The sequence below is a fragment of the Natrinema sp. CRL1 genome, assembly GCF_059162405.1.
Genome location: NZ_JBLVOY010000004.1, coordinates 326,233 through 342,248, shown reverse-complemented (window position 1 = coordinate 342,248; position 16,016 = coordinate 326,233). Strand labels below are relative to the sequence as shown.

Below are 16,016 nucleotides of genomic sequence, written 5' to 3'. Positions count from 1 at the left end.
CCGTTACCGGCGACGAGCCAGCAGTACCCCCAGCAACGCCGCCGCGACAGCGACCAGTGCTGCCGAGATACCGAAGCCGGGGACCTCCTCGAGCCCCGCCACCGTGCCGCCACCGACATCGGCCGTCGTCGTCCGATCGCGGACCGCGATCTCGTACCGGCCATCCTCCTCGAACTGAATCTCGGCGTCGACCGTCGTCGCCTCGCCGGGCCGGATCGCGACCGGTCGCTCGGCGACGACACCGTCGACGGTCCGGAACGCGAGGACCGCCGCTCCCGGTCGATCATCGGCGGCTTCGATCGTCGCCGTCGCTGTCACCGATTCGCCGGCATCGATGCCCTCGGGCGCGTGCTGCAGGTCGGTGACGGCCACGCTCCCGGACGATCTGACGATAGCTGTCAGTCGCTCCGACCCGACCCGAATCGTGTACTCGCCGGGTTCGGACGGCGTCCACGAGAGCGAATGGGTCGCCGCCGCTCCGGGCTCGAGGGTCCCCCGTCGGCTATCGACCACCCGTCCGCCGGCCTGGAGCGTCGCGTCGTAGGTGCCCGCCCGCTCGCCGGCGTTTTCGACCGTCGTCGGAATCGTCACGGACTCCCCGGCCGGGACCGCGATGACATCGCGGTCATCACCCTCGGTCCGGCCGAGGGCCGACGCGTTCCAGCGAGGCCACTCCTGTCCCGCCACCGTGAGCGAGTCGGCCTCGATGCCGTACTCGAAGGCCGTGACCGACTGCTCGAACGCGGCCTCGTGCTGGCTCCGATTCCACATTTCCGGCGTCGCCTCGGTCCGCGTGTACCGCTCCGCGACGGCGCGGACCTTCGCCCCGCCGGCGTCCTCGATCGCTCGCAGGAAGTCCGCCTCGGTCACCGTCTCCTCCCCTGCGTTCAGCGTCCGAAACACGTCCTCGAGCGTGCGGTCGCCGTCAGTGGCGAGCCGGAGCCGCCGGTCGATTTCGCCGGCGACGAGCGCCCCCTTCGCGTAGTCGGTCTCCGGGTCGTCCCACGTCGACTTGTCGGCGAGCACGCCGTCGGTGTAGGGTGATCGCTCACCCCGCTCGAGGAGACTGGTGAACTCGCCGAACTCGGTGTAGCCGCTCTCGAGGGCAAGCAGGCCCGCGTAGTAGTCGGCTTGTCCCTCGACAACCCAGTCGACCTCGGGCGCGGTGTCGACCGCCGCGGTCGAAAAGCGCTGGCGGACGTGGACGTACTCGTGGATCCAGACCGGGTTCCGTTCGTCGAGCGTGGCGTTTTCGACGACCCACGCGTCCGACCGGCCGTACTGGATCCCCCGGTTCGAGCCCCAGTCGACATCGCTCGGAACCGCGACCATGAACACCTCGTCGCTCCGCGCGCCGACCGCGAGCCGACCGCTCGCGTCCGCGAGAGCCGCGAGGATATCGTCGGGCGACTCCTCGAGGTCCGCGACCTCGGGCACGGCCAGCCGGAACGTCTCCCCGTCGACGGCTCGTTCGTACTCCGCTACCTCGCCGAAAAAGGCGATGTCGCCGCCGGTTGCGCCCGGCCCGTCGACGGTCACCGTCTCCTCGATGCCGACCGGTTCGGTCCGGCGCAGCGAGATCGCGATGTCGGGGACTCCCACGACACCCCACTCGCCGGTATCGACGAACGTGTACCCCGGACTCGAGTCGGTTCCGCGCTGTTCACCGCCCCCGCGTTGATCCGCCGGCATCGCGTACCGGATCGTCGGCTCGGCGGTTTCCTCGTCCCACCGGAAGGTCCGCTCGCCCGTCCGCTCGAAGCCCGCGACGGACTCGACGGTCGTGCCCCGCTCGAGTTCGATCTCGAACTGCGTGACGGGATCGGGGACGCGGAAGGTCATCTCCGTCCCGAACGTCTCGGGGTCGTCCGGCCGATGCCGGAGGACGGTCGTCCGGTGGAAGACGTCGTCGGAGCCGGCGCTCGTCCCGACCGACGCGAGAGAGTGGCTCGACTCGAGTTCGGACCCCTGGACGAACTCGGCAGTTGCCGAGGGTTCGACTGCACCCGCAGACTCGAGGGTGACGGCACCGGCCGGGGGGCTGGCGACGAGCAAGACGACGAAGGCGAGAACGGCGACTCGAGAGTTCACTAGCCAATGCTGGCCAGTCAGTGCTCAAGACTTTTGTGGCGGCCGTATTTTCAAAAAAGGATGAAGGAGTATATGTGAATGTCATCTATTTTGATTTTATTGTAACAAAGCAGATCGAGAATGGAGCGTGAACGGGTCATCTCCGGTCACTGTAGCCCGCACTTACTTGCGTCTCTTGACTCGGATCAGCATGCCGAGACTGATCAGAATAACAAGCGGAAGCACGATGAGCGCGGTGGCATAATACGGATTGGCTAGGTTCACGCTCTTGCTACTGGACAGATAGGGAAAGAAGAGAAAGCACAGAACCATGACCGACGAGAAGATCGTGATTTTGATCGATTTCTCTTTGGAAATATGTTCTGAGCTCATCGGTAGTATCTAAGAGTGACAATTATAATGGGTTTTCGGTGGCGAACCGCTACTGTGAGCGGATTTCGTAGATATCGATGTCGGCGATGTTCGGGCCGTGGAACCAGAGTTTTATCCCACTTCCCTCGTTGTTCGCCGTGATGAGGCCCGCTCCGCCACCCATGAGGATGCCCGCGACAGCCGCAACTGCAGCGGCCCCCTGTCCGACACCGGGAGCCGCGTTTGCGACGACAGCAATGACTTCGGACAGGACCGCTCCACCCGCCAGCTTATTCCGGAGTTCGGTAGAGGTGCAGTCATCGAGCCAGAAGATGTGACGTAGCCCTTGCCAGTGAAGTTTGGTTTGGTAGTCGTCCTTTCCGGGGCAACTCGCTGCAGTTGTAGTCATGCTCGAAGAGGAAGAGGCGGATTCCGTTGAGTCGACCGAAACGATTGCGACTCGATCATCTTCTTCCTCGAACCGGATTTCACCATCGTCTTTAGCCTCGTTGAATCCATCGGCAGCCTTCGAGAGATGGTTGTTTTCTTCGGAGTCGGGACCAATGTACACCAGATCACCGTCGTCGTCAATTTCGTAGTACTCGGTCCTCTCTTCAGTATCTGCCGCGCTAGTGGCCGAAGCGGCCAGTGGGATGGCAGAGAGACTCCCGAGACCCACCACTGATCGAATAACGTTTCGCCTAGTCCGTGAATGGTTTTCTCTAACCATTTCACCCTATAATGGATTAGAGATTAAGTTAAATATTTTCTAGTCCTACTTATGGTTATTATTCTTATGGCAGAATAGAACAATAGGCGAGAACGGGATCAGATTCGAAACTCCGTTCGGACCAGCGAGTCACTAGCGATGCGAAACTAGATTACGAGAAATCACTCGACGGAAAGCTGTCCGGCGAGAGCAAAAGCTTCGCTGACCTTGCTTCGCTCCGCTCAGCAAGAGACCAAAAAGCCGTCTCACTACGTTCGATGGACTAGTCCGACGCTTCCGCAGTCGCCAGCGGTTCGATGGCAATCTCTGCATCCACCTTTTTTCCGCTCGGATGACTCCCTCCGGTCGTCATCCCTCGCGCAAAAAAGTCCGGAACGGTCGGCTTCACCTCCCGTTCCGGGAATTTATGGCATCAGTCCGACGCTTCCGCAGTCGCCAGCGGTTCGATCGCGATTTCCATCGTCACGCCTTCGACGTCCCACTCCTTGCGGTGGCCGTCCTCGATCGGGCGGCGCTCGTCGGCGCGGACCTCCTCGCTGATCAGGTCCTCGTGGTCGGCGACGAGGTCGGCGACGCGGTCGTCGTCGATCTCGAGGTCGAGCGCGATCCGTTCTTCCACGTCGAGATCGAGATCCTTGCGCATCTCCTGGACCCGGCGGATGACCTCGCGAGCGTAGCCCTCGCTCTCGATGTCGTCAGTCAGCGAAGCGTCGACGTAGGCGACGCCGCGGTCGTCGCCGTCGGTGCTAAAGGCGGTGCCGGCGACGCTGTCGGGCGTCTGGGTGACGAAGGAGACCATCGCTTCGGTGATCTCCTCGCCGTCCTCGAGTACGTCGGCGACGGCGTCCTCGATCGCCTCGAGGCTCTGCTCGTCGATCCGGGCCTCGTTGAGCGCGTTCATGACCTGCCCGGCGCGATCGCCGAAGGTCGGGCCGAGTTCGCTCATGTCCGCCTCGGCGCTGTAGTTGAGTTCGCCCCAGCGGTCCTCGGGCGAGACGAGTTCGATCTCGCGGGCGTTGAGCCGGTCCTCGAGCAGCACGGTGTGGCGGGAAACGGCGTCGACGACCCGCTGGTCGTCCGCCGCCACGACGACGCGCGGAACGGGCCAGCGGAGCTTGCGGCCGGCCTGCTGGCGCGCGTTCGCGCCGGCCTCCTCGATCGCGCGGAGGAGGGCGACGTCTTCCTCGAGTTGCTGGTCCTCCCAGTACTCGTCGACTGCGGGCCAGTCTTCCATGTGGACCGTGGGGTGGCCCTCGTCGCCGGTCAGGGTGCCGTAGATCTCCTCGCTGATGAACGGCGCATAGGGCGCGAGCAGCGCGACACTCTCCCGGAGGACGCGGTAGAGCGTCGCGTAGGCGGCCGTCTTCGAGCCGCTGTCCGCTTCGGCCCACATGCGCTCGCGGACCGCCTGCACGTAGAACCGCGAAACATCTTCGACGACGAACTCGAGCAGGGCGTCGATCGCCTTGTCCTGCCGGAAGTCCTCGAAGTGTTCGGTCATCTCGGCTTTGGTGGACTGCAGTCGAGCGAGCACCCACTCGTCGATCAGCTCGAGGTCGGAATCGACCGACTCGAGGGTCGTCTCGGTGGGGTCGAACTCGTCCAAGCGCATGTACGGCAAGGGGAACCGGAAGACGTTCCACAGCGTCCGGAGGTGGTTCTCCATCGTCTGCATCCCGTCCCAGTCGAAGCGCATGTCCTCGCCCTGCGGGTTGTTCGACAGGAGGAACAGCCGCATGGTGTCCCTGCCGTGGCGGTCGATCGCCTCGTGGGGATCGATCAGGATGTCCTTGGACTTGCTCATCGCGCGGCCGTCGGGCATCAGCGCGTGGCCGTGCATCAGGACCTCCTGATACGGGCTCTCGCCGATGGCGGCAGTGCCCATCCCCAGCTGGGACCAGAACCAGCCCCGCGTCTGGTCGTGGGCCTCGAGAATGAAGTCGGCGGGCCAGAGTTCGTCGAACTTGCTGTCGTCCGCGGGGTAGTTCAGGGTGCCCCACGACGCGACCGACGAGTCGAGCCAGACGTCGAACACGTCCTGGACGCGGGTGTAGGTGGTCCCATCTTCGGTGATCGTCAGGTCGTCGACGGTGTCCTTGTGGAGGTCCACAGTTTGGGAATCGATGTCCTGGTCGACCCGGTCGGCGAGTTCCTCGCGGTCGCCGACGACGATCATGTCCTCGTCGTCGTCGCGGTCCTCGGGGGTCCAGACAGGCAGCGGGATGCCCCAGTAGCGCTGTCGCGAGACGTTCCAGTCGGGGGCCTCCTCGACGAAGTCACGGAAACGGTTGTCGCGGGCCCACTCGGGGTGCCACTCGCTGTCCTCGATGTTCTCGAGGAGTTCGTCTTTGACATCGGTGATCGTGATGAACCACTGGTCGGTGACGATCTGGAGAATGCCCGTGTCACAGCGCCAGCAGTGGCCGTAGCTGTGCTGAACCGTCCCCGAAGCGAGCAACGCGCCGTTGTCCTCGAGGTCGGCCGTGATCTCGTCGTCGGCGTCTTTGACGAACTGGCCTTCGTACTTGCCGGCCTCCTCGGTGTAGACGCCGTCGCCGCCGACGGGACAGAAGATCGGGAAGCCGAGTTCCCGGCCGCGCTCGAAGTCCACTTCACCGTGGCCGGGCGCGGAGTGGACCAGCCCGGTGCCGTCGCCGTCCGTGTCGACGTAGTCGGCCGCGTAGACCTCGAACGCGCCCTCGGCGTCGACGTGGTCGGGAACCTCTTCGGCCAGCGGGTGCTCGTAAGACCAGCCGAGCAGGTCTTCGCCCGCGTGTTCCTCGACGACCTCGTAGTCGTCGTAGCGACCCTCGCGGAGGACTTCCTCGTGTTTGGCCTCGGCGACGTAGAGCAGTTCCTCCTCGCCGTCTTTCTCCGCGCGGACGCCGACGTAGTCACCCTCCTCGTCGACGGCGACGAAGGTGTTCGCCGGCACCGTCCACGGGGTCGTTGTCCAGATGACGAGTTTGCCCTCGCGCTCGGCGAGGTCGAACTTGACGTAGATCGAGGGGTCCTCGACGTCCTCGTACTCGACCTCGTTGTTCGCGATGGCGGTCTCACAGCGCGGACACTGCGAGATCGAGCGGTGCCCCTTCTCGACTAAGCCGCGGTCGGCGGCCTTCGAAAAGCCCCACCACGCCGCTTCCATGTACTCCGGTTCGACCGTCTTGTACGGGTCGTCCCAGTCCATCCAGACGCCGAAATCCTGAAAGTCCGACTGGAGCCCCTCGAGTTGCTCCTCGGCGTAGTCCTTGCACTCCTGAATGAAGTTCTCCTCGCCGAACTCCTCGATGTCTTTCTTGTTCTCGAAGCCCAGTCGCTCCTCGACGCGGGTTTCGATCGGGAGCCCGTGCATGTCGTAGCCCGGCCGATCGGTGACGTCGTACCCCTGCATTCGCAGGAAGCGTAGGTAGACGTCTTTCAGCGACTTGTTCCACGTGGTTCCCATGTGCGCCGATCCCGACGTGTACGGCGGGCCGTCGACGAAAAAGTAGGACTCGCCGTCCGATCGGTGCTCGACCGTCTGCTCGTAGGCGTCGACGTCGTCCCAGTACTCGAAGACCCGCTGCTCGAGTTCGTGTGGGTCGTACTGGTCGTCGACCTCGCCGAACCTGCTCATACCCGACCTAATCGCCTCCGGCAGTAAAGAGGAATCGATATTGCAGGTCGCTCGCCGGAGAATCGACTCGAAAACGAAGACGGTGCTCGCGGCCGATCAGACGTACTGCGAGAGGACCTTCTGGTAGCCGAGCCCGTATGCGCCGGCATAGAGCATGACGCCGCCGAGGGCGGCCAGCCACAGCGCGATCATCGCCTCGCCGGCCCCGTAGTGTTGCAAGCTCGCCTGTTCGACGAGGATGCCGCCGACCGTCAGCGCGCCGGCGACAACGGTGTAGAGGACCAGTTGGAGTGATTCCGCGAGTAATTCCGGACCGATCGATGTCATTAGCCCGCTGTTACCCGCCCATCGAACGTAAACCTGTCCCCTCGCGTGCGACGCGACCGCACGATAGGGCGCGCGAACCGACTCACATAACTCGTCGCAGACGTATCCCCGTGTGTGCCCGCGCCCGACACCGACTCCAATACCACAGCCGATTCGGCCGCGTCCGGAGAGCCGCCCTACCCGACCGATCGCAACGTCCTCGAGCCCGATTGTGCACGCTGTCCCGCTCTCGCGGAGAGCCGCGAGTGCATCTCGTGGGGGACCGGCGATCTCGAGGCCAGCGTCGTGGTCGTCGGCGAAGCCCCCGGCTACGGCGACCCCGAGGCGGACCCGTGGCGGGGCGGCAACTGGACCGGCAAGGCCTACACCTCACGCCACTCCGGCCGGCGCATCCGTCGGATGATCGAACGGGTCGGCTACGGCGACGACGCCTACTACACCAACGCGGTGAAATGCTTTCCCGCGAGCGAGGAGTCACGCTCCTCGACAGCGAGCGGTGAAACCGGGAGCGCCGATGACCACGCCACGAACCGCGAACCCACCGCCGAGGAGCGGACGAACTGTCGTCCCCACCTGCTGACCGAACTCGAGACGGTCGATCCGACGGTCGTGCTCGCGACGGGAAAGCACGCGACGACGACGGTGTTAGCGGCCGAAGGTCGGGACCTCGAGGGCTTTCTCGACAGCGTGCTCGAGCCGGTGTGGTGTGAACGGCTCGACGTACACCTCGTGCCGATTCTGCATCCGTCGTATCAAGACGTCTGGATCGGCCGGCTGGGGTACGAGCGGGCGGAGTACCGCGAGGCGATCGAAGAGAGGCTCGACGCGCTCGCCGAGCGGGGACGGGAGGATACGTAGCGGTCGGTCCAGTCGACCCGTCCACTCGCGCCGGTTCGCTACGATCGCCGACGGTTGGCGGTCGCCTCGAGCGCGGGCGGCAGGATATCCCACCGGTCTGCGGTGACGCCGTCGACGCCGGCCTCGTAGAGCGTGCGGACATCCTCGGCCGTTCGCGCCGACTTCCAGGCGATGACGCCGAGGCCGTGGTCGCGAGCCGCGGAGACGACGTCGGTCTCGACACAGAGATCGTAGTGGGGGAAGACATGCGTACACGCAAGGTCGTCGACGGCCCGCGAGAGGTTCGCGTCGGGTTTTTCGCCGAAGAGGAGACCGTTCGGAACCGTCAGCGGGGCCGCCTCGATCTCCGCGAGCGCCTCGGGCCGGAACGACGTGATGCGAGCGTCGGTACCGGTCGCCATCGCGAATTGCAACACGTCCGCGGCGATGCCGGTCTCTTTGAGTTCGATCTGGACGGTCGTCTCGTCGGGGACGGCCCGCAGCACCGTCTCGAGACGAGGGATCTGTTCGCCGGAGTCGAAAACGGTCAGTTCGCGAAGATCGTCCCACGGCGTCTCCGAGACGCGCCCGTCCGCGCCGGTGACGCGCTCGAGGGTGTCGTCGTGAAACACGACCAGTTCGCCCGATCCGCACCGCCGCACGTCGATCTCGACCGCGGGGAGCCGACGGGCGGTTTCACGGACGGCGAGGAGGGTATTCTCCGGAAACTGATCCGCACAGCCGCGATGGCCGATGATTTCCATCTACCGGGACCCCACCAGCCGATAGCTATCAACATTCCGGTTTCAATTCCTGATCCGTTTAATTTTGCTGAAAGTCGTGAAAACCGACCATCGTGTCGACGGCGAACATCGACGGCCGGAGGTGTCGTCCGGACCGCGGAGCGCGACGGCATCGACCGCAGTCGCCGTCCGGTCGGCTATTCCCCACACTCGGCGGTTACTTACACCGAATCTGTTCGGACGCGAGCCACGCTCGAGCCAACTCGAGGTCCGCCGGCCGATTGATCTCGACGTGTCGGTGGGACGGTAGCAACAGCGGCCGGGTCGGCGTTCGGGGGTACACGCAAGGATACCAGTCGTCGAGTCGCGCTCGCAGTATCCGACTCGCTGCGTCCCGATGGTCGCGGCTCACGATGCCGACGCCGGCGTGTTGGTGCCCCTCGATAAGCCCGTACTCACTCACCCGTCCCGAGTCGTCCCAGCGAATCGCCGTCTCCGAGTCCTGTATCCCCGGAATGCAGCCGACGAGGTTGAGAGCACCGGCGAGGACGCCGAACGTCCCAGTCAGCCGTTCGAGTTCCCGCTCGTCGACGAGCACGTCGCCGTTCAAGACGAGTAGGTCGTCGTCGATGCGTTCGAGCGCCAGCAGCAACGACGCGGCGTTCTCGTATTGGTCCCACTCCGTCAGGACGAGCGGATCGTCCGGATCGAACCTGTCGAGGACGGTCTCGTGGCGATACCCCAGTACGACGCTCGTCCCGTCGACGTGTGGCTCGAGCAGGGCACGCTGTCGGTCGTACAGCGTTCGGCCGTCGAACTCGAGGAAGGCCTTCGGGACGTCGTCGGTGTAGCGCCCCATCCGCCGGCCACGACCCGCTGCGAGGATCACGCCACGCATCGGCAGACCTCGCTGGCAGCGCGTTCGCCGGCACGTCCGTCCATCGGAATGCCAAGGGTCTCGAGCCACGACGCTCGGCGGCGCTGTACGGCCGTCGGTTCGCCGTTCCGGTACAGGTCGTCGACGAGTTCCACGTCGATCGCATCCCTCGTGACGCCGATCCGTGGCACGTCGCGGTCCGGTGCGTCGATGTCGGTCAGTTGGACGAGCGGCCGGCCGGTGTGGAGCCACTCGGCGATCGAGCCGGAGTAATCCGAGACGAGCAGATCCGATCGACGCATGCTCTCGATGGGCGTCGCGGTCGTGTCAAAGAGAACATTCGGAACCTCGGCGATCCGTTCTCTGCACTCGCGGGTGACGGACAGTCCCGGTCCCTCGCGCCTGTCCGTCGGATGGGGTCGAAAGAGCAGTTCGTACTCCGTGCCGGCGAAACACTCGATGACCGAGCGAGCGGTGTTCGCGTACGCGCCCCGGCCGACCAGATAGTTGGTCGGCGCGTACAGCACCCGTCGTTCGCGAGGCGGCGGCGAATCGACCAGCACGTCGGCTTCCGGGATCCCGACGACGGCGACCCGCACGTCCGGCGGTGCAGCGGCACGGTACGCCCGCGCCCAGCGCTCGCCGGGCGCGAGCGCGGCGGCGACGTGGTCGAGGATCGTCTCCGTCGTGACCTCGATCTCGCCGCGACCGATCGACGCGCCGTGGCGGACGTGAACCAGCGGGTAGTCCTCGTAGAACTCGAACCGATCGATACCGAACCGATGGTTGTAGACGACGACGCCGGGGTCTATCGTCCGAACGTTGTCGTCGACCGCCGCGGGATCGCGGACCTCGATCTCGTCGATGCTGTCGCTACAGCCCCGCGCGTCCGCTCGAACCGGGATGAACGCGGACTCGAGAGTCACGTGACGGTCGATCGCCTCGAACGTCTTTCGCATGAACGGTCGCTCGATCGCGTACAGTACTGCTACCATCCTGAGACCTCCGAAGAGCGTGTCGCTGTGCGCTGCTGCCCGTCGACGAAACTCGTTCTCATCGGCGTGCCGTCTCACCGAGCGGGCAGAATGACAGCGACACTTACGCGAGCGCCTCGGATAACGTTTACACTACGTTTCAGCCCGATGGCGTTACGCGTGTGCTGGTAGTTCCACGTCCGGTGAACGTCTACGAGGGGACAAGGGCCATACTTGGCGTCTCGTTCGGAACCCGATAGCGAGTCGACGCGGCGAGTAAGCTTCTTACAGCGGGCCGACACACACTCGAGCATGAGTACGATCTTCAGCCAGATCGTGGAGGGAGAGATCCCCGCGCGAATCGTGTACGAAGACGAGACGACGGTCGCCTTTCTGGACGCTAACCCGCTCGCGCCGGGCCACACGCTGGTGATCCCGAAAGAGGAGTACGAGCGGCTGAACGACGTCCCCGACGACGTCGCGACGGACCTCTACGCGACGATTCATCGCATGGTCCCCGCCGTCGAGGAGGCAGTCGACGCCGACGCGACCACCGTCGCGTTCAACAACGGCGAGGAGGCCGGACAGGAGGTTCCACACGTCCACTGTCACATCGTCCCCCGCTTCGAGGGCGACGGTGGCGGTCCCATCCACGCCGTCGCGGGCGACCGCCCCGACCTCGCCGACGACGAACTCGACGACATCGCCGGCGACATCGAGTCTCGAGTCTGAGTACCCGGCAACCTGAGACGAGGTCGATCAACGGTCGATACTGCCGAAGATGTTCGCAGCGAGATCCTTGCGCTGCCGCCGTGATCGGGGGGACATGACCGATCGAGAATCGGCCCTCGAGGACCTCGTGACGAGACTCCGCGGATACGACGCCGTCGACGACGCCTTCCTCGCGAAGAGTTTCACCGATCAACACCAGATCCTCGACCTCGAGGAGGGCGAGTCGGTTCCGGGGGAGGTCAGGGAATTGCTCCTCTGCCACGATCTTCGCGGGGCCAACGAGGTGTACGGAAACGGCGGCGAGAATCCGTCGTTCGCGGGCGATCTCGATGGCGGAACGCGCCACCAGTTCGTGGACACGCGGACCCGCGGCGACCACCAGTCGTACGTCGTGGACTGACGCCACAAATTGCCGTGACGTTTTTCCCACCGCCGAACGAGGCTCGCGTATGGCCATCGCCGGTATCCTCGCCCAGTTTCGGGCCCACCCCGTCGCGACCGTCCTCGAGGTCGGCAGCGTCCTCGTCTGTTGTCTGCTGTTCGCCGGGACGTTCGTCCTCCTCTCGAGTGGCGCGCCGACCGGCAGGGGGGACCCGTGGCTGGCACTGATCGGGGTCGGCGTCGCGTTCGTGCTCTTCTGGACCGTCGTCGTGCCGCTGTACGAGCGGACGCTGTAATTCAGAACACCGTTCCCAACAGCAGATCGCCGTAGATCAGCGCGATCACCAGTCCGACGAACACCGGGACGAGAAACGGCGTTCCCGGCGAGATCCAGACCGTCTCTTCGTCGGCGAGCACCTCGAGGCCCTCGCGAAGCGTCTCGGGGGGCGTGCCGTAGGCCGAGCCGTCGATGTCCGCGAGGAACGCATCTGCACCCCACGGGTCGTCGTAGTCGGCGGTTTCCGATTCCGACTCCGTCGCGGGAGTCGCACCGTCGGCAGCCGACTCGAGCGTGCCGCCATCGCTGCGAGTTTGTACGTCTGCAGTCACCGCGCCGTCGGTCGGCGGGTTCGGCTCGGCGGGCAGCGTCTCCGGATTCCGGTAGCGCTCGGGCGCGTTCCGTAACTCGGCCAGCGAGAGGCCACGCCAGCGCAGGTACATCCGAAGTGCGTCGAGGTCGAGACCGGCGCGGGAGAGCCCCGTCGGCGTCGAGAGCAGGCGGCCGTGGGCCTCCGGAATCCGCTCCCAGGAGACAGGCCAGCCGACGAACATGACGGGCGCGATCCGGCCCGCGGCGGCGTTGCGGACGGCGAGGGCGAGCGGCAAGGCGACGCCCACGAGGACGGCGTTCGTCAGGATGGTAAACGAGAACGTCCCGACGTTCGTCGCCCCGGCGACCGGGAACGTCCACGATCCGAGCGCGTACTCGGGGAAGGTCGGAAAGAGCACGGCGAGGACGAGCAGCGCCTTCGCGTCGGCCCCGCCGAAGCCGCCGAACCACCAGAACAGGTAGGCGATGGGGACGACCAGCCCGAGGCTGATCGCCGTCGGAATCAGGAACTCGTAAGTCCACGCGTTCCCGCCGGCGGCCCAGGCTAACCGGGCGTCCCAACAGAGCAAAACCGCTCCGAGAAGCGCGAGAGGGATCCAGACGGTACTCGAGACGCGCCGTGTCTCGATGTCGCGGTAGGCGACCAACGCGAAGACGGGCACGGCGACGAGTCGAAGGAGGTCCGGACCCGTCGCGACGGCACCAGCGATCGTCACGACCGTTCCTCCGAAGCGCGGTGCCGTTACGTTTTCGGCCTCCCGCCGAGTCGGCGGCGCTCGGTCGCTTCGGCTTCAGCTCGGTCGCGAACTCGAGTACGGCCTCCCCAACTCGCGGGAGTACCGGCGTGTCACGGGGAGACCGCCGAAAAGTGAACGGGGCGACCGATTGTGACTGGAACCGGCTGATTTCGGGCGGTTAATCGCTCGAATCAGTGACAAGCGTGACAACGAACGGCATATCAAGCCGTCCCGCCAAGGCGACGGTAATGAGGGAGGGTGCGGCGTTCTCGACCCTGTACGTCGGCGTTTTGCTCGCTGTCCCGGGACTGCTGGCGTGGGTGACCGGGCAGCCGTTTATTTTCCCGAGTCTCGGCCCTTCCGCTTTCCTGCTCGCGACGGTTCGAGAGGGGGAGGTGACCGCTCCCCGACGGGTGATCGGGGGTCACGTCATTGGCGTCGCGGCCGGGCTGGTCGCCTACCACGCGATCGCACCCGAACTGGGCGTGAGCGTGACCGCGGCCACGCCGATGCTTGCCACCGCACAGCTCCGGTTCGTCGCCAGCGGCGTGGTCGCCGTCGTCCTCACCACCGGTGGCATGCTCGCGACCGAGACGGTCCATCCGCCCGCCTGCGCAACGACGCTGATCGTCTCACTCGGCTTGCTTCCCTCGATCGCCGACGGCGCGCTGATCGTCGTCGCCGTCGTCGTCCTCGTCGCCGTCCACGAACTCGTCACGCACGACCGCTCGGTCGGCGAGTACGTGCCGATCTGAACCGAAAAACGGGGAACGAGCGGTCCGAGTTACGCGGGATCGCTGAACTCGTCGAACAGCGCGACGACCCGCCGCTCGATCTCATCGCGGGTCTCGCGGACATCCTCGAGGTCGCTCCCGTCGGGATCCTCGAGCGCCCAGTCGCGGATATCGACGTCCTCGCCGACCTCGCCGACGTCGAGGGTCGAACAGCCCATCGTCGCGACGACATCACACGAGCGGAGGTCCGCGAGCGAAATCTCTCGCGGCGTTCGATCGGCGAGATCGAATCCCGCCTCGTCCATCACCTCGGTCACTTCTTCGTGGACGCGGTCTGCGGGGTGGGTCCCGCCGGTGAGGAGTTCGACGCGGTCCTCGAGGCCCCGCCGGTCGCGTTCGCGCTCGGCGAAAGCCGTCGACATCTGGGAACGGCCGGCGTTTTGGACGCACATGAAGGCGATACGAATCGGGTCGTCTGCAGTGGGTTCTATTGGCATGATCGTGGGCAGTATGGGTTAGTCGTCGGTCGGTGATTCGGCTGTCGCCTGCTCGAGGCTGCCGGTATCGAACCCGCCCCAGTCGAAGCGGCGCTGGAAGTACAGCGCGACGTTGACCAGTGCGAGCAACACGGGAACCTCGATGAGCGGGCCGACGACGGTCGCGAAGGCGACGCCAGAGCCGACGCCGAAGACGGCGACGGCGACGGCGATCGCGAGTTCGAAGTTGTTCGAGGCCGCGGTGAAGCCGATCGCGGTCGTCGTGGAGTAGTCGGCACCGATGCCCCGACCCATGCCGAAGCTGACGAAGAACATCACGACGAAGTAGATCGTCAGCGGCACGGCAATCAGGAGAACGTCGCCCGGCGCGGCGACGATGTTCTCGCCCTGCGTGGCGAACATCACGACGATGGTGAACAGCAGGGCGACCAGCGTGAGCGGGTCGATCGTCGGAATGAACTCCTCGTCGTACCACTCTTCGCTCTTCGATCGAGTCCCGACGTACCGGGTGAGGATTCCCCCGGCGAAGGGGATCCCGAGGAAGACGACGATCGCCCAGAACACCTGCTCGGGCGAGACGTTGAACGTCGTGATCTCGGCCGCGAGGGCGTCCATACCAAGCAGCGGCGGCAAGACGAGTGCGAAGAACCAGACGTACACCCCGTAGGTGACGATCTGGAAGAGACTGTTAAAGGCCACGAGACCGGTCACGTACTCGGTCGAGCCCTCCGCGAGTTCGTTCCAGACCAGCACCATGGCGATACACCGGGCCATCCCGATGAAGACGAGTCCAAGGAAGTACTCCGGCCGGGCGGGCAGGCCGGGCACAAGCCCGCTGAAGAAGAATACCGCCAGTCCGAACATTAGCGTCGGCCCGATGAGCCAGTTCTGGACGAGGCTCAGGCCAAGTACGCGCCAGTTGCTGAACACCGTCGGGAGCCGCGAGTAGTCGGCCTTCGCCAGCGGCGGGTACATCATCGCCACGAGCCCGATCTCCACGAGGTGGAGGTCTCGGATCGGCCCCGTCACCGACGGGGCAACCTGCCCGAGGCCGACGCCGACGGCCATCGCCGCGAAGATCCACACGGTGAGATACTTGTCCAGAAAATCCATCGAGCTCGGGTCACCGCAGCTCTCGCAGCCGCAGTCCGGCCCGTGCTCGTGAGTCGGGGTACTCACGAGACGCTCCCCTCGAGGACGGTCACGAGGGCGACGGCGCGGTTGGTCGCTCGATACTTCTTCCAGCGGCCGTCCTTCCGGCCGTCGACGAGCCCGGCGTCGACGAGTTGGGAGAGCGCGTGACTGAGCCCGCTCTCGGTCACGTCGACGACCGCCTGGAGCTCGCAGACACAGAGCTCCGCCTCGGCCGCGACGAGAACCCGGACGAGCGTGTACCGCGTCTCGTTTGCCAGCGCCGAGAGCACGTCGAGTTCCGTCTCGACCCGCTCCGCGCCGATCGCTGTCTCGAGCGTCTCGAGTTCACCCAGCCGCCGTTCGACGTCCTCCTCGCGACACGCCTCGAGTTCGTCCTCGAGATAGCGTTGTAATCGGTCCGTGGCTTGTGCCATCAGCAGTGAGTTGAGCAGTAGTTCAATTAATAGCTTCGGTCCGACAGTGGTTTTGAGATTATATTGGCAAACAGGTGAGCTCCAAGGATTAGTTGGAAGATAGCCGGTCGGTATCAGTTGAGTAGATACACAACTGAGTAGTAGACAAACCGACCACGCGATCCGCTGGGTTCTCACCCTGAACTATACTAGCCACTGAAACGATTTA

General features: G+C 65.0%; 16 protein-coding genes. 5 read left to right on the top strand and 11 right to left on the bottom strand.

Features of this window, described 5'->3' with window-relative positions; all coding sequences use genetic code 11:
* Positions 1-3 precede the first annotated feature (3 nt).
* From ACJYUO_RS15810 to ACJYUO_RS15795, 4 genes are all read right to left on the bottom strand, one after another.
* On the bottom strand, positions 4-2,091 hold the full coding sequence (locus ACJYUO_RS15810; protein ID WP_494346304.1) for a CARDB domain-containing protein: 2,088 nt from the start codon (positions 2,089-2,091) through the stop codon (positions 4-6).
* 421 nt (positions 2,092-2,512) lie between these two features.
* Positions 2,513-3,172: a hypothetical protein gene (locus ACJYUO_RS15805; RefSeq protein WP_494346303.1), complete on the bottom strand. Its 660-nt coding sequence runs from the start codon at positions 3,170-3,172 to the stop codon at positions 2,513-2,515.
* A 412-nt stretch (positions 3,173-3,584) separates the two neighbouring features.
* The gene (gene ileS / locus ACJYUO_RS15800) at positions 3,585-6,791 is read right to left on the bottom strand and encodes an isoleucine--tRNA ligase (RefSeq protein ID WP_494346302.1); all 3,207 of its coding nucleotides are present in this window, start codon (positions 6,789-6,791) and stop codon (positions 3,585-3,587) included.
* Between the two features lie 96 nt (positions 6,792-6,887).
* Positions 6,888-7,118, bottom strand: a complete 231-nt coding sequence (locus ACJYUO_RS15795; RefSeq protein ID WP_494346301.1) for a DUF8151 family protein — start codon at positions 7,116-7,118, stop codon at positions 6,888-6,890.
* Positions 7,119-7,232: 114 nt separating this feature from the next.
* Here ACJYUO_RS15795 and ACJYUO_RS15790 point away from each other — a divergent pair, with 114 nt between their 5' ends.
* Positions 7,233-7,976, top strand: a complete 744-nt coding sequence (locus ACJYUO_RS15790; RefSeq protein ID WP_494346300.1) for a uracil-DNA glycosylase — start codon at positions 7,233-7,235, stop codon at positions 7,974-7,976.
* 38 nt (positions 7,977-8,014) lie between these two features.
* Here ACJYUO_RS15790 and ACJYUO_RS15785 read toward each other — a convergent pair whose 3' ends face one another.
* The 3 genes from ACJYUO_RS15785 to ACJYUO_RS15775 all read right to left on the bottom strand — a co-directional run bounded on the left by ACJYUO_RS15785 (position 8,015) and on the right by ACJYUO_RS15775 (position 10,570).
* Positions 8,015-8,719, bottom strand: coding sequence for a glycerophosphodiester phosphodiesterase (locus ACJYUO_RS15785; protein ID WP_494346299.1), 705 nt, complete (start codon positions 8,717-8,719; stop codon positions 8,015-8,017).
* Positions 8,720-8,915: 196 nt separating this feature from the next.
* Positions 8,916-9,596, bottom strand: coding sequence for an NTP transferase domain-containing protein (locus tag ACJYUO_RS15780; protein ID WP_494346298.1), 681 nt, complete (start codon positions 9,594-9,596; stop codon positions 8,916-8,918).
* Positions 9,584-10,570 carry a CDP-glycerol glycerophosphotransferase family protein gene (locus ACJYUO_RS15775; RefSeq protein WP_494346297.1) on the bottom strand — a complete coding sequence of 329 codons (987 nt, stop codon included), beginning with the start codon at positions 10,568-10,570 and terminating at the stop codon, positions 9,584-9,586. The genes ACJYUO_RS15780 and ACJYUO_RS15775 overlap by 13 nt, the downstream gene beginning before the upstream one ends.
* Before the next feature lie 291 nt (positions 10,571-10,861).
* Between ACJYUO_RS15775 and ACJYUO_RS15770 the strand changes: the two genes are divergently transcribed.
* The 3 genes from ACJYUO_RS15770 (at position 10,862) to ACJYUO_RS15760 (ending at position 11,958) form a co-directional block, all read left to right on the top strand.
* Entirely contained in the window at positions 10,862-11,281 is a 420-nt protein-coding gene (locus tag ACJYUO_RS15770; RefSeq protein WP_494346296.1) for an HIT family protein, read from the top strand.
* 94 nt (positions 11,282-11,375) lie between these two features.
* On the top strand, positions 11,376-11,681 hold the full coding sequence (locus tag ACJYUO_RS15765; RefSeq protein ID WP_494346295.1) for a hypothetical protein: 306 nt from the start codon (positions 11,376-11,378) through the stop codon (positions 11,679-11,681).
* Positions 11,682-11,730: 49 nt separating this feature from the next.
* Positions 11,731-11,958 carry a hypothetical protein gene (locus ACJYUO_RS15760; protein WP_494346294.1) on the top strand — a complete coding sequence of 76 codons (228 nt, stop codon included), beginning with the start codon at positions 11,731-11,733 and terminating at the stop codon, positions 11,956-11,958.
* Position 11,959: 1 nt separating this feature from the next.
* Here the strand turns inward: ACJYUO_RS15760 and ACJYUO_RS15755 are convergent, their stop codons facing one another.
* Entirely contained in the window at positions 11,960-12,988 is a 1,029-nt protein-coding gene (locus ACJYUO_RS15755) for an A24 family peptidase (RefSeq protein ID WP_494346293.1), read from the bottom strand.
* A gap of 269 nt (positions 12,989-13,257) precedes the next feature.
* Here ACJYUO_RS15755 and ACJYUO_RS15750 point away from each other — a divergent pair, with 269 nt between their 5' ends.
* Positions 13,258-13,764: an HPP family protein gene (locus tag ACJYUO_RS15750; protein WP_494346292.1), complete on the top strand. Its 507-nt coding sequence runs from the start codon at positions 13,258-13,260 to the stop codon at positions 13,762-13,764.
* Between the two features lie 29 nt (positions 13,765-13,793).
* On the opposite strand, the gene ACJYUO_RS15745 is transcribed toward ACJYUO_RS15750, so the two are convergent.
* Genes ACJYUO_RS15745 through ACJYUO_RS15735 form a run of 3 tightly spaced genes read right to left on the bottom strand, consistent with a single transcriptional unit; the run spans position 13,794 to position 15,808 of the window.
* Positions 13,794-14,240 carry a low molecular weight phosphatase family protein gene (locus tag ACJYUO_RS15745; RefSeq protein WP_494346291.1) on the bottom strand — a complete coding sequence of 149 codons (447 nt, stop codon included), beginning with the start codon at positions 14,238-14,240 and terminating at the stop codon, positions 13,794-13,796.
* Positions 14,241-14,258: 18 nt separating this feature from the next.
* The gene (arsB, locus tag ACJYUO_RS15740) at positions 14,259-15,419 is read right to left on the bottom strand and encodes an ACR3 family arsenite efflux transporter (protein ID WP_494346290.1); all 1,161 of its coding nucleotides are present in this window, start codon (positions 15,417-15,419) and stop codon (positions 14,259-14,261) included.
* Positions 15,416-15,808, bottom strand: coding sequence for an ArsR/SmtB family transcription factor (locus ACJYUO_RS15735; protein ID WP_494346289.1), 393 nt, complete (start codon positions 15,806-15,808; stop codon positions 15,416-15,418). Before ACJYUO_RS15735 ends, arsB begins: the two co-directional genes overlap by 4 nt.
* Positions 15,809-16,016 lie beyond the last annotated feature (208 nt).

What these genes read in the sequence shown, in the direction of transcription:
- ACJYUO_RS15805 (WP_494346303.1), bottom strand. Translation starts at nt 3,172, where the DNA reads ATGGTTAGAGAAAACCATTCACGGACTAGGCGAAACGTTATTCGATCA.
- ileS (WP_494346302.1), bottom strand. Translation starts at nt 6,791, where the DNA reads ATGAGCAGGTTCGGCGAGGTCGACGACCAGTACGACCCACACGAACTC.
- ACJYUO_RS15795 (WP_494346301.1), bottom strand. Translation starts at nt 7,118, where the DNA reads ATGACATCGATCGGTCCGGAATTACTCGCGGAATCACTCCAACTGGTC.
- ACJYUO_RS15785 (WP_494346299.1), bottom strand. Translation starts at nt 8,719, where the DNA reads ATGGAAATCATCGGCCATCGCGGCTGTGCGGATCAGTTTCCGGAGAAT.
- ACJYUO_RS15780 (WP_494346298.1), bottom strand. Translation starts at nt 9,596, where the DNA reads ATGCGTGGCGTGATCCTCGCAGCGGGTCGTGGCCGGCGGATGGGGCGC.
- ACJYUO_RS15775 (WP_494346297.1), bottom strand. Translation starts at nt 10,570, where the DNA reads ATGGTAGCAGTACTGTACGCGATCGAGCGACCGTTCATGCGAAAGACG.
- ACJYUO_RS15770 (WP_494346296.1), top strand. Translation starts at nt 10,862, where the DNA reads ATGAGTACGATCTTCAGCCAGATCGTGGAGGGAGAGATCCCCGCGCGA.
- ACJYUO_RS15765 (WP_494346295.1), top strand. Translation starts at nt 11,376, where the DNA reads ATGACCGATCGAGAATCGGCCCTCGAGGACCTCGTGACGAGACTCCGC.
- ACJYUO_RS15760 (WP_494346294.1), top strand. Translation starts at nt 11,731, where the DNA reads ATGGCCATCGCCGGTATCCTCGCCCAGTTTCGGGCCCACCCCGTCGCG.
- ACJYUO_RS15750 (WP_494346292.1), top strand. Translation starts at nt 13,258, where the DNA reads ATGAGGGAGGGTGCGGCGTTCTCGACCCTGTACGTCGGCGTTTTGCTC.
- ACJYUO_RS15745 (WP_494346291.1), bottom strand. Translation starts at nt 14,240, where the DNA reads ATGCCAATAGAACCCACTGCAGACGACCCGATTCGTATCGCCTTCATG.
- ACJYUO_RS15735 (WP_494346289.1), bottom strand. Translation starts at nt 15,808, where the DNA reads ATGGCACAAGCCACGGACCGATTACAACGCTATCTCGAGGACGAACTC.